This is a genomic window from Streptomyces sp. NPDC007863 (assembly GCF_040633895.1).
Lineage (GTDB): Bacteria > Actinomycetota > Actinomycetes > Streptomycetales > Streptomycetaceae > Streptomyces.
The window spans coordinates 62,467-74,931 of sequence record NZ_JBEYEI010000003.1 but is presented as its reverse complement, the minus strand read 5'-3'; the positions used below and the strand labels follow the sequence as shown (position 1 = coordinate 74,931).

General features: G+C 74.7%; 11 protein-coding genes. 5 read left to right on the top strand and 6 right to left on the bottom strand.

Features of this window, described 5'->3' with window-relative positions; genetic code table 11:
- Position 1: 1 nt before the first annotated feature.
- The 3 genes from ABZ621_RS05415 to ABZ621_RS05405 all read right to left on the bottom strand — a co-directional run bounded on the left by ABZ621_RS05415 (position 2) and on the right by ABZ621_RS05405 (position 1,461).
- Complete coding sequence (locus ABZ621_RS05415; protein ID WP_360600964.1) at positions 2-457, bottom strand: hypothetical protein; 456 nt, start codon at positions 455-457, stop codon at positions 2-4.
- 141 nt (positions 458-598) lie between these two features.
- On the bottom strand, positions 599-1,012 hold the full coding sequence (locus ABZ621_RS05410) for a Zn-ribbon domain-containing OB-fold protein (protein WP_360600962.1): 414 nt from the start codon (positions 1,010-1,012) through the stop codon (positions 599-601).
- Complete coding sequence (locus tag ABZ621_RS05405; protein ID WP_360600960.1) at positions 1,009-1,461, bottom strand: DoxX family protein; 453 nt, start codon at positions 1,459-1,461, stop codon at positions 1,009-1,011. The genes ABZ621_RS05410 and ABZ621_RS05405 overlap by 4 nt, the downstream gene beginning before the upstream one ends.
- 164 nt (positions 1,462-1,625) lie before the next feature.
- Here ABZ621_RS05405 and ABZ621_RS05400 point away from each other — a divergent pair, with 164 nt between their 5' ends.
- From ABZ621_RS05400 to ABZ621_RS05380, 5 genes are all read left to right on the top strand, one after another.
- Complete coding sequence (locus tag ABZ621_RS05400; RefSeq protein WP_360600958.1) at positions 1,626-2,771, top strand: NAD(P)/FAD-dependent oxidoreductase; 1,146 nt, start codon at positions 1,626-1,628, stop codon at positions 2,769-2,771.
- A gap of 157 nt (positions 2,772-2,928) precedes the next feature.
- Complete coding sequence (locus tag ABZ621_RS05395; RefSeq protein WP_360600956.1) at positions 2,929-5,151, top strand: acetate--CoA ligase family protein; 2,223 nt, start codon at positions 2,929-2,931, stop codon at positions 5,149-5,151.
- Positions 5,152-5,160: 9 nt separating this feature from the next.
- On the top strand, positions 5,161-5,949 hold the full coding sequence (locus ABZ621_RS05390) for an enoyl-CoA hydratase-related protein (protein WP_360600954.1): 789 nt from the start codon (positions 5,161-5,163) through the stop codon (positions 5,947-5,949).
- Positions 5,950-6,021: 72 nt separating this feature from the next.
- Complete coding sequence (locus ABZ621_RS05385; RefSeq protein ID WP_360600952.1) at positions 6,022-9,489, top strand: hypothetical protein; 3,468 nt, start codon at positions 6,022-6,024, stop codon at positions 9,487-9,489.
- Positions 9,490-9,553: 64 nt separating this feature from the next.
- Complete coding sequence (locus tag ABZ621_RS05380; protein ID WP_360600950.1) at positions 9,554-10,159, top strand: flavin reductase family protein; 606 nt, start codon at positions 9,554-9,556, stop codon at positions 10,157-10,159.
- 15 nt (positions 10,160-10,174) lie between these two features.
- On the opposite strand, the gene ABZ621_RS05375 is transcribed toward ABZ621_RS05380, so the two are convergent.
- From ABZ621_RS05375 to ABZ621_RS05365, 3 genes are read right to left on the bottom strand one after another with little or no spacing between them, the layout of a single operon-like run.
- Positions 10,175-10,678: a hypothetical protein gene (locus ABZ621_RS05375; RefSeq protein ID WP_360600948.1), complete on the bottom strand. Its 504-nt coding sequence runs from the start codon at positions 10,676-10,678 to the stop codon at positions 10,175-10,177.
- Positions 10,675-11,136, bottom strand: coding sequence for a hypothetical protein (locus ABZ621_RS05370; protein ID WP_360600946.1), 462 nt, complete (start codon positions 11,134-11,136; stop codon positions 10,675-10,677). Before ABZ621_RS05370 ends, ABZ621_RS05375 begins: the two co-directional genes overlap by 4 nt.
- A 7-nt stretch (positions 11,137-11,143) precedes the next feature.
- On the bottom strand, positions 11,144-12,418 hold the full coding sequence (locus tag ABZ621_RS05365) for an MFS transporter (RefSeq protein ID WP_360600944.1): 1,275 nt from the start codon (positions 12,416-12,418) through the stop codon (positions 11,144-11,146).
- Positions 12,419-12,465: the final 47 nt, after the last annotated feature.

Here is a 12,465-nt window from a genome sequence, read left to right as displayed (position 1 = left end):
GTCAGTTCCCCTTCGCCTGGCCGCCGAGGGCCTCGGTGTCCTCGTAGCCCGCCTTGAGCCGGTTCAGATCGGCCAGGACCGCCTCGTCGGACTTGGCGAGGTCGTGGCCGGCGCCCTCCAGGAGCCCGCCGAGCGCCTCGCACCGGGCGTTCACGTCGCCGAGGTACTTCTTCCAGGACTCGAACAGCTCCTTCTGGGCCGCCGCGCTCTGGACGTTCGCGCCGTCGCCCAGGCCCGCCTGGCCGTCCGACAGCGCCGTCAGTCCCTTGCCGACGCCCTCCTTCAGGCCCTTGACGCCCTGGCCCGCCCTGGCCCAGGCCTTCTTGTCCGACCTCAGGTCGCCGGCGGAGCCGCCGGACGCGCCGCCGTCCACGGCGGCCGCCTGGTTCAGCCGCATCTGTTCGGAGCCGCGCTCCGCCGCGCCGGCCTTGAGCTGCTCCCACTCGTCCCACGCCATGCGTGGCACCCCCGTTCCCCCGCCGTCACCGTCGACGCGCTGCCGGAAAGTCGCCTTGACCGAGGGCCATCCTATGAACTCCGCCGCTCCCGCGGTCCGTCCGGGCACAGGGGTGTTCTGAGTACGCGTGCTCTTGCGCACTCAGGAGGAGGGCCGGGAGGGGGGTGTGGTGAAGACCGGTACGGCGACGCCGTCCTCGCCCGTCTCGAAGGCGACCGTCAGCTCCATGTCCGGTCGGAGGGCGTGCTCCGGCACGTCCACGACCCGCGTCATCATGCGCGGGCCCTCCGCCAGGTCGACGACGGCCGCCACGTAGGGCACCCGGTCGCCGAAGGGCGGGAGGTCGTTGCGGTGGACGACGGACCAGGTGTAGAGCGTGGCGCGGCCGCTCGCCTCCGTCCACTCCCCGTCCTCGCTCCAGCAGTGCGGGCAGAACTCGCGGGGGTAGTGGTGGGGGCGGTCGCAGGCCCGGCAGCGGCGGATCAGGAGGCGGCCCTCGGCGGCGGCGTCCCAGTAGGCGCGGGTGAAGGCGTCGACGTCGGGGGTGGCCGTCACGAGAAGAGTCCGATCGCGGAGTCGAGGGACCAGGTCTGCCAGGCCATCGCGAAGAGGGCGACGAGGGAGATCAGCGCCATCATCGCGTTCTGCCCCTGCTCGGCCCAGTCGTGGATCATGAGGACGAGGTAGAGGAGGTTGAGGAGGAGGCCGCAGACGAGGGCGACCGGGGTGAGGAAGCCGGAGACCAGGCCGAGGCCGAGGGCGAGTTCGGCGTAGACGACGACGTACGCCATGAGCCTGGGGCGGGGGGCGACGACCTTGTCGAAGCCGGTCCTGACCACCGCCCACCGGTGCTTGCCGGCCACGTCGGCCGCCCAGGCGATGCCGGTGCCGCGCTCGAACCAGCCCTTCCTGTCCTTGTGGCGCCAGCTCTCCAGCCACCACAGGCCGAGGCCTATGCGGAGGACGGCGAGCCACTCGGCGCCGGTGAGCCAGACGGTCTGCATGCGCGGTCCCCTCGACGAGGCAGATCTGACGGTACGTCAGTTCAGCGCACCGCCCGGCCGGTCCGCAAGGGGTCGGCGAGGGCCGGCGCACGTGACCGATTCGCAACCGAAATCCCTTCTCGACCGAGACCCACTGCGTGTACACGTCATTACGCTCAGCATTCATGGTCACCACCACCCCCCAAGAACCGGTGTACGTCATCGGCGCCGGCCCCGGCGGGCTCGCGGTCGCCGCCACCCTGCGCGCCCGTGGCGTCCGCGCCGTGGTCCTGGAGAAGTCCGGCTCCGTCGGCGCCTCCTGGCGCGGCCACTACGACCGGCTGCGGCTGCACACCACCCGGCGCCTCTCCGGCCTGCCCGGCCTCCGGATCCCCCGGTCGTACGGCCGCTGGGTCGCCCGCGCCGACGTCGTCCGCTACCTGGAGGCGTACGCCGAGAAGCACGAGCTGGACGTCGTCACCGGCGTCGAGGTGCACCGGATCGAACCCGCCGGGGACGGCAGCGGGGCCTGGACCCTGCACGCGAGCGGCGGACGGCGGCTCACCGGCCGGGCCGTGGTCGTCGCCACCGGCTTCAACCACACGCCGGCCGTCCCCGCGTGGCCGGGCCGCGAGACGTACGGGGGCGAGCTGGTCCACGCCCGCGAGTACCGCAGCCCGGAGCCGTACGCGGGCAAGGACGTGCTCGTCGTCGGCGTCGGGAACACCGGCGCCGAGATCGCCGCCGACCTCGCCGAGGGCGGCGCCGCCCGGGTCCGGCTCGCCGTCCGCACCGCCCCGCACATCGTGCGCCGCACCACCGCCGGCTGGCCCGCCCAGCGCACCGGCATCCTGATCCGCCGCCTCCCGCCCCGCCTGGTGGACCGGCTCGGCGCCGGGATGGCCCGGCTCGCCGTCCCCGACCTCGCCGCCCACGGCCTCCCCCGCCCCGGCACCGGGCTCGCCACCCGCGCCCGGGCCGGGGCCATCCCCGTCCAGGACGTCGGCCTGATCGACGCCGTGCGCGCCGGGAAGGTCGAGGTCGTCGCGGCCGTCGAGGCCCTGGAGGGCGCCGAGGTCGTCCTCGCCGACGGCACCCGGATCGCCCCGGACGCGGTCATCGCCGCCACCGGCTACCGTCGGGCCCTCGAACCCCTCGTCGGCCACCTCGGCGTCCTCGACGACCGGGGCCGCCCGCTCACCCGCGGCCCGCGCTGCCCGAAGGGCCACCCCGGCCTCTACTTCACCGGCTTCACCAACCCGATCAGCGGCATGCTCCGCGAACTGGCCCGGGACGCGGAGCGCATCGCCCGCCGCATCGCCCGGACGTAGCACCCCCTCGCCGAAGGCCCCGGCGGGGCCTTCGGTCCCGCACCGCTCCGCTTCCTCCGCACCGCCCCATTCCTGACTGAGCGTCAGTTCTGTAATCTGACTATGCGTCAGGTCACGTGGCCGGGACGCGTCCTGCACGGAAGGGCGGAGCGCAACCATGCTTGGATCGACTCACGGCACCTTCACCACCGGTCTGCGCGCCCGCGTGGACGCCTGCGGGGAATCCCCCCGCACCGCCGTCCACGGGCACGCCGCCGCGCCCGGCGACCGGGACGTCAGCGGACGGGAGCTGTACGCCGAGGTCCCCGACCTCGACCGCTTCTTCCGTCCCCGGTCCGTCGCCGTCGTCGGCGCCTCCGACACCGAGGGACGGCCCAACACCGGCATCACCCGGCAGCTGCTCGCCTGGGCCGAGCGGGTCGGCGCGGAGCTCGTCCCCGTCCACCCGACCCGTACCGCCGTCTTCGGCATCGACTGCGTGCGCTCCGTCAAGGAGCTCGCGGAGCCCGTGGACCTCGCCGTCCTGCTGGTCGCCGACCCGCTGCCCGTCGTCGAGGAGCTCGGCGAGGCCGGGGTGCGGTTCGCCGTCGCCTTCGCCTCCGGCTTCGCCGAGACCGGCGCCTCCGGGGCCGCCGCGCAGGAGCGGCTCGCCGAGGCCGTGCGCCGTACCGGCATCCGCCTCCTCGGGCCCAACACCAACCTCAACGCCTTCGAGCGCTTCCGCGACGACCTCGACGGCCCCGCCGTCGCCCTCATCACCCAGTCCGGACACCAGGGCCGGCCCCTCTTCACCCTCCAGGAGCTGGGCGTCCGCCTCTCCCACTGGGCGCCGACCGGCAACGAGGCCGACCTGGAGACCGCCGACTTCGTCTCGTACTTCGCCTCCCTGCCGGAGGTCGGCGCCATCGCCGCCTACGTGGAGGGGCTCAAGGACGGGCGGTCCTTCCTGCTCGCCGCCGACCGCGCCGCCCGCGAGGGCGTGCCCGTGGTGGCCGTGAAGGTCGGCAGGACCGAGACCGGCGCCCGCACCGCCGCCTCCCACACCGGGAAGCTGACCGGCGCGGACCGGGTCGTGGACGCGGCCATGCGGCAGTTCGGCGTCATCCGCGTCGACGGGCTCGACCAGCTCCAGGACACCGCCACCCTCCTCGCCCGCGCCCGCGCGCCGCTCGCCGAGGGCGTCGTCGTCTACTCGATCTCCGGCGGCACCGGCGCCCACTTCGCCGACCTCGCGACGGCCGCCGGACTCACCCTCCCCACCCTGGGCGACGCCAAGCGGGACGAGCTGCACCAGTGGATCCCGGAGTACCTGAACGTCGCCAACCCCGTCGACAACGGCGGCCACCCCGTCGGCGACTGGCGCGGCCGGAAGATCATCGACGCGATCCTCGCCGACCCGTCGGTGGGCGTGCTCATCTGCCCCATCACCGGCCCCTTCCCCCCGATGAGCGACAAGCTCGCGCAGGACCTGGTGGACGCGGCCGAGGCCACCGACAAGCTGGTGTGCGTGGTGTGGGGCTCGCCCCTCGGCACCGAGGACGCCTACCGCACCACCCTCCTCGGCTCCTCCCGCGTCGCCACCTTCCGCACCTTCGGCAACTGCGTCGGCGCCGTGAAGGCCTACCTCGACCACCACCGCTTCACCGCCGGCTACCGCTCCCCCTTCGACGAGGCCCCCCGCACCCCCTCCCCGTCCTTCCGCAAGGCCCAGGCCCTGATGCGGCCCGGGCAGCGGCTCAGCGAACACGCCGCCAAGCAGCTGCTGCGCGCGTACGGCATCCGCGTCCCGCGCGAGCAGCTGGTGACGAGCGCGGCGGCGGCCGTCCGGGCGGCCGGTCTCGTCGGCTACCCGGTGGTGATGAAGGCCTCGGGCGCGCGGCTCGCCCACAAGACGGAGCTGGGCCTCGTGAAGGTCGGCCTGACCTCGGCGAGCCAGGTCCGCGACGCGTACCGCGACCTCACCGACATCGCCCGCTACGAGGGGATCGACCTCGACGGCGTCCTCGTCTGCCAGATGGTCGGGAAGGGCGTCGAGATGGTGGTCGGGGTGACCCGCGACGACCTCTTCGGCCCGACCGTCACCGTCGGCCTCGGCGGCGTCCTGGTGGAGGTCCTGAACGACACCGCCGTCCGCGTCCCGCCCTTCGGCGAACGCGAGGCCCGCTCGATGCTGGACGAGCTGCGCGGCCGCGCCCTCCTCGACGGCGTACGCGGAGCGCCGCCGGCCGACGTCGACGCGCTCGTCGAGGTCGTGCTCCGGGTCCAGCGGATGGCCCTCGAACTCGACGGCGACCTCTCCGAGCTCGACATCAACCCGCTGATGGTCCTGCCGCGCGGCCAGGGCGCGGTGGCCCTGGACGCGCTGGCGGTCTGCCGATAGGAGCCCAAGGTGTCCCCCGACGTACTCCACTCCGTCGAGAACGGCGTCTCCTGGATCACCCTCAACCGCCCCGAGGCGATGAACGCGGTCACCTGGGACCAGCGAGAACGCGTCATCGCCCTCCTCGCGGAGGCCTCCGCCGACCCCTCGGTACGGGCGGTGGTGATCACCGCGACGGGCCGCGGCTTCTGCGCGGGCGCGGACCTGCGGGGCGCCCCCGCCCTCGGCGACAAGGTCGCCGGAGACGTCTCCCGCATGATCCGCGCCGGCGCGCAGCGCTTCATCGCGGCCGTCATGGACTGCGAGAAACCGGTGATCGCGGCGGTGAACGGGACGGCCGCGGGCATCGGCGCGCACCTGGCCTTCGCCTGCGACCTGGTCCTGGCCGCCGAGTCCGCCCGCTTCGTGGAGGTCTTCGTCCGCCGCGGCCTGGTCCCCGACGGCGGCGGCGCGTACCTGCTGCCCAGGCTGGTGGGCCCCCGCCGCGCGAAGGAACTGATGTTCTTCGGCGACGCGCTCCCGGCGACGGAGGCCCTCGCCTGGGGCCTGGTGAACCGCGTCGTCCCCGCCGACGACCTCCCGAAGACGGCCCGCGCCTGGGCCGAACGCCTCGCCCAGGGCCCCACCCGCGCCCTGGCCCTGACGAAACAGCTGGTCAACGCCGCCCAGGACACCGACCGCGCGACCGCCTTCGCGGCGGAGGCGACCGCCCAGGAGCTGAACATGACGACCCGCGACGCCCAGGAGGGCGTGACGAGCTTCGTGGAGCGGAGGGAGGCACGGTACGAGGGCCGATAAGGGTTCGGCGACCGTCAGCGCCCGCGCTTAAGGTGTGGCTCGCCTCTGCCACACCGCTCCGGGGGGAACGGAATGCCGAACTTCGCGCGCTCGCGCGGCAGATCGAGACGTCTGCACCTGAGAACCACCAGAACCACCCGCTCCACCCGCTCCACCCGCTCCACCAGCTTCACCCGCTCCACCGGACCCGCCCGTCTCACCAAGAACCTGCTCCTCGTGCCCGCCCTGCTGGCGGCCCTCGTCGGCCCGCTGCTCCCGGCGGAGACCGCCCTGGCGGAACCCCCGGCCCCGCGCGCCTCCACGGCGGCGCCCGCGGAGCCCGGGGACGCGCCGCCGGCCGCCCCGGCGCCCGAGCCGTCCGCCACCGCGGACCCCACCCCGGAGCCCACCCGGGAGCCCAGCCAGGAACCGACTCCGGACCCGCCGGACCCCAGCCGGGAACCCACCCCCGAACCGACGCCCACCGCGACGGAGCCGGCCGCCGAACCGTGTACCGAGCTGCCGCTCGCCCCGCTCGGCGACCCGGGCGACGCGGTCCGGGACGTGACGATCGAGGCCGGCGCCACCGCCTGCTTCACCGTCACCGTCGAGAAGCCCGGCACCCACCGCGTCCTCGTCGACGGCGGCAACGCCTACCCCGCGCTCTTCGCGGGCGAGCAGCAGGTCGACTGCCAGGACTGGGTCTACAAGGACGCCTGGTGCGAACTGGCCGCCGGCCGGTACACCCTCCGGCTCACCAGCACCCACGGGGAGGCCGCGCGGACCCGCGTCGCCCTCGTCCCGCTGATGGCCGGCACGCCCGGCGGCTGCCCCGCCGTCCCCGGCACCCGGTACGACTCCGCACCGGCGGCCGGCAGCGGCGCCGGCCCGCTGGGCGTCGTCTGCCACAGCTTCATGGCCGAGCCGGGCGAGCGGATCACCGTGGACCTGCCGAACGCCGCCTCCGTCTGGATCTCCGACGCGACCGGCGCGCGCCTGTGCGCCGAGCGCGAGGAGGACGGCAGCGAGGGCTGCGTCCTGCCCCAGGGCGCCGAGGGCCACCGCGTCCACGCGGTCGTCGACGGCGACTACACCCTCAAGGTCCGGCGCCTGTCGGACCCGTCCGGCTGCGTCGCCGTCGCGCCCTCCGTCTACGGCACCGCGCCGGACCGGACCGGCGTCGTGACCGGCTGCAAGACCGTCACGCCCACCGTCTCCGGCCGCCACGACGTCCGGTCCGTGAGCGAGGACGGCACCCCCGGCGACGTCACCGTGTACCACCGGGACGGCACCTACGCCTGCCGCGCCTACGAGGCCTTCTGCACGCTCACGGCGGGCACGGCGTACACCGTCCTCACCGACGAAGCCGTCCAGTTCTTCGGCCGCGCCTCCACCGCGGGCTGCGTGGACGGCGTCACGTTCGGCAGCCCGTACCGGGGCTCGTACTCCGCGCCCGGCGCGATCGACTGCCTGAACCTGCCGCTGCCGGCCGGCGCGCACCTCGCGCTCCTGTCGGAGGGCGAGACGGAGATCGCCGTCTTCGACGCCACCGGCGCCGAGCAGTGCTACGCCACCAACTCCCTCTGGGACGGCAGCTGCGTGCTCGACGGCACCGCCCCGTACCGGGCGACCTTCACCGGCGGCGACGGCTACCGCTTCGTCGCGTACCGCACGGACGCGCCCGCCCCCGCCGCCTGCCGCACCTTCACCGCCGCCGAGTTCGGCGCGGCTCCGGCCCGGACGCTCGTGAGGACCGGCGACGGCGTGTTCGCCGACTGCCTGACGATCCCGGCCGGCGCCCATTCCGCGCGCGAGCTGTTCCAGGTGGAAAGGGTCTCCGGGACGGCGAACGCCGAGGTCGTCGTCATCGACGGCAACGGCAAGCGGATCTGCGAACTCCGCTCGTACTACGGCACCTTCACAGCCTGCGCGCTGACCCCGGGCCTCGCCCACACGGTCCTCGTGAAGGGCAGGGACGTGCCGGGCGAGGTCGCCCTCACCCGCCAGGACGTCACCGCCACCGCGCGGGGCTGCGTCACCACCCCGGCCGTCGCCGTGGGAGGCCCGTCCACCGGCGGCGTCCCCGCCGCGCCCGGCACCTTCCTCTGCCACCGGGTCACCACCTCCGCCGCCGGGGACACCCTGCACCTGAACGCGCGCGACGCGCTGGGCACGGTCCGGCTGATGGCCTACGGCGCCACGGGCGAGGCGGCGGCCTGCCACTACTGGGCGGAGGGCTGCGCCGTCACCGGCTCCGCCACCTACCAGGTCCTGGTCCAGGTCCCGGCGGGCAAGGCCGCGCCGGCCTCGTACCGGCTCGACGCCCTGCGCGTCGGCACGCCCGCCGGGCCCGCCCCGGAGTGCGTGAAGGTGCCGAACGTCTCCTACACCGCCGGGCCGCTGACCGGCACCCTCAGCGAGGCGCACACCGCGCTGTGCGCGGTGCTGCCGACGGCGACCGGCGACCGGATCGCCCCGGTGCTCACCCCCGCGGGAAGCGTCGAACAGTCCCCGAACCCCTGGCTGTACGACCAGGCTACCTGGAAGAACACCTGCTTCGGCATGATCGGTGAGGACGGCGTGCGGCACGACTGCCCCCTGCCGCACGCCTCCCCGAAGGCCGCCCGGCCCAGCACGCTGGTGATCGGCCTGCCCGAGAAGCCGGCCCAGGCCACGACGGCGGTCCGCGCCGAGGTGCGGTGCACGCAGTACCTCTGCGGCCTCGACGAGCGGAAGATCGGGACGGTCGGCCCGGCCACGGTCGGGCAGGGGAAGATCACGATGTCCGTGACCGGCTCCGCGCTGCACGAGTCCGCGAAGGTCGTCGTGACCGGCGGCTCGTACCGGGCCGAGTCCACGACCGTGTCCGTCGCGCCGGACCGGCGCGCCATGACGGTGGCCCTGGACCTGACGAACGCGCCGCACGGCACGCTGAACCTCAGCGTGCACGCGTTCGGCGCGGAGTGGAGCAGGACGCCGGTCACCGTCATCGCCGCGCTGCGGAACACCGCCGCCGCCTCGGTCTCGGGGACGGCGGTCGTCGGCGGGAAGGTGACGGCGAAGCCGGGCTCCTGGTCCCTGGCGGTGGACTCGCTCTCCTACCAGTGGCGGGCGGACGGGGTCGCCGTCGCGGGGGCCACCGCCTCCTCGTACACGATCCCGGCCTCGCTCAAGGGCAAGGCGCTGTCCGTGGCCGTGACCGCGCGCAAGGCCGGTCACCCGGCGCCGACCTCGGTCGCCGCGGCGGGAACGGTCCTCGGCGTCACGCCGGCGGCGACGAAGGCCCCCGCCGTGACCGGCACGGCCCGGGTCCGGGCGACGCTCGTCGCGAACCGGGGCACGTGGACGGAGGCGCCGACCTCGTACACGTACCAGTGGTACGCGAACGGGCGGGCGATCAGCGGTGCGACGCGGGCCGCCTTCACGCTCACCCAGGCCCAGGCCGGGCAGCGGATCACGGTCAAGGTGTCGGCCCACCGGGCCGGGCACGCGACCGGCTCCGCGTGGACGGCGGCCACCGCATCGGTCGCCTCCCTGACCCCCGCGCGCCGCACGGCCTGACCGAAGGTGGCCGCCTTCCCCCGCGCCCTTCCCATCTGACGCCCCGTCAGCTTCAATGCGGGACATGATGGGACACGCGGGGATGGCGGCCACCGCCGTCCGACACCTGAGAGCGGCCGGGGCGCCCACGGCCGTCGAACCCCTCCCCCGGCCCGCCCTGCGGGCCGTGCGGGAGGACGAGCGGGCGCCGGTGGACCCCGCGGAGTTCCGCCGGGTCCTGGGCCACTTCGCGAGCGGCGTCACCCTCGTGACGACCGTGGACGCGTCCGGCCCGACCGGCTTCGCCTGCCAGTCCTTCGCCTCCCTCTCCCTGGACCCGCCCCTGGTCGCCTTCATGGTCGCCAGGACGTCGTCCACCTGGCCCCGCATCGCCGCGGCCGGCACCTTCTGCGTCAACGTCCTCGGCGCCGACCAGGGCCCCCTGTGCCGGGCCTTCGCGGTCAGCGGCGCCGACAAGTTCGCGGGCGTGCCCTGGACCCCGACCCCCGTCACCGGCTCCCCCCGCCTCCCCTCCGTCCCCGCCTGGATCGACTGCACGATCACCACCGTCCACACGGGCGGCGACCACCTGATCGTCGTCGGCCGCGTGGAATCCCTGGGCGCGGAGCGGGACGACGCGGAACCCCTGCTCTTCCACCGGGGGCGGTTCGGGCGGTTCAGCGGGGCGTGAAGACGCGGCGGGACGTCAGCCCTGCACGTACAGGACGATCCCGCCGGCCAGGAAGGCGCTCACGACGGCGAGCGTGCCCCACAGCAGCAGCCCGACGAAGTAACCGCGCCGGGCGTGCCGGGTGAGCAGCGCCGCCACGGCGAGGGCGGTCCCGCCCGCGAGCCATCCCCAGCCGCCGCCGAGCGGCGCGAGGAGGGCGCCGCCGAGCGCCGCGAGCGCCAGCTGCCACCGGAGGGGACCCCCGCCGGCCTTGCGCCCCAGGTCCTCGCCGAGCAGCACCACGGGCACGACGAGCACGGCGGAGACGGCGAACGCGGCGAGGACCCCGAAGACCGCGAGGAACGGCAGCGCCATCAGCACCAGTCCGCCACCGGCGCCGTCCTCACCCCCCTGCGCCGGCTCCCGGCCGAGGCCGACCGTCATCAGCGCCGCCAGCGCCACCCCGGCCTCCAGGCACAACGCCAGCGTCGAGACCCTCAGCATCCGGGCGACGGTCCGCCCCTCCGCACGACCGCTCACGGGCGATCGTTCCCGCTGCGGGTCAGGACGCGGCGGCCGGCGGGGTATCCCGGGTCCGTCCAGTAGGTCATCCGCGGGGCGGACGGGGGGCCGTCCACGTCCCAGGCCTCGAAGTATCCGCAGTCGGTGGTGACCCGCACCTTGTTGTGCCAGCGGGGCAGGGTCTCCTCGAACGACCAGGCGCCCGGGCCCGCGCACCGCTTCAGGGTGGCGTCGCCGGCGGGACGGTCGTACGCGCGGTACTCGATGCCGCCGACCTCCGCCGTGCCGTCCGCCTTCAGCGTCACCGCGCCCCCGTGCCCGTCCTCGTACCGCCCCACCATGTCCGCCCGGGACGGCCTCGGCGGGTCCTCCGGGCCCAGGACGCGGGTGTACGTGCCGATACCGGCGATCGTCGCCGCGGCCGGCACCATCAGGGCCGCCCACAGCAGCCACGGCCTGTTCCCCCGACTCCCCATGCGCCCATCATGCCGCGCGCCGCCGGATGACCAGGGCCATCAGGGCCGCTGCCGCGCACAGGGCGCCGGAGGCGTACCAGACGGGGTCGTAGGAGCCGAAGACGTCGCGGGCCACGCCGCCGGCGAAGGCGATGACGGCAGCGCCGATCTGGTGGGAGGCGAGGACCCAGCCGAAGACGATCGCGGAGTCCTCGCCGTAGTGCTCCCGGCAGAGGGCGATCGTCGGCGGGACCGTCGCCACCCAGTCCAGGCCGTAGAAGACGATGAAGAACAGCATCGGGGGGTGGACCGAGGGGGCCAGCAGCATCGGGAGGAAGAGGAGCGAGACGCCGCGCAGGGCGTAGTAGACGGCCAGCAGGCGGCGGGCCTCGAAGCGGTCGGTGAACCAGCCGGAGGCGATCGTGCCGACGACGTCGAAGACGCCGATGACGGCGAGGAGTCCGGCGGCGGCCGTCACCGGCATGCCGTGGTCGTGGGCGGCCGGCACGAAGTGGGTCTTCACCAGGCCGTTCGTGGAGGCCCCGCAGATCGCGAAGGTGCCGGCGAGGAGCCAGAAGGGGCCGGTGCGGGCGGCCTTGAGCAGGACGGTGACCGCGCGGCGGGCCGCGCCCGTGACGGGGGCGGGCTTCTCGGCGTACGCGCCGCCGTACGGGGCCAGGCCGACGTCCGCCGGGTGGTCGCGGAGCAGGAGCCAGACGAAGGGGACCACCGCGAGCGCGGAGAGCGCCACCGTCACCGACGCCGGGCGCCAGCCGTGGTTCTCGACCAGCCAGGAGAGCAGGGGGAGGAAGACCAGCTGGCCGGAGGCGCCCGCGGCCGTGAGGATGCCGGTGACCAGGCCCCGGCGGGCGGTGAACCAGCGGTTCGTGACGGTCGCGGCGAAGGCGAGGGCCATCGAGCCGCTGCCCAGGCCCACGAGGATCCCCCAGAAGAGGACCAGCTGCCACGCCGCCGTCATCCACACCGTCAGCAGCGAGCCGACCGCGATCACCGACAGGGCCACCGCCACGACCCGGCGGATGCCGAACCGGTCCATGAGGGCGGCGGCGAAGGGGGCGGTGAGGCCGTAGAGCGCGAGGTTCACCGAGACCGCGAAGCCGATCGTGCCGCGCGACCAGTCGAACTCCTCGTGGAGCGGTTCGATGAGCAGGCCCGGCAGCGAGGCGAAGGCCGCCGCGCCGATGATCGTGACGAAGGTGACCGCGGCGACGGACCAGGCACGGTGGAAGCGCGGGGTGCGGGAGGTGGGGAGGGAGGAGCGGTGCTCCGTTGTCTGGGCCATGCCATAGAGGATTCCGGCCACCGCCCGCCCCCGCCATTGGCCCGACT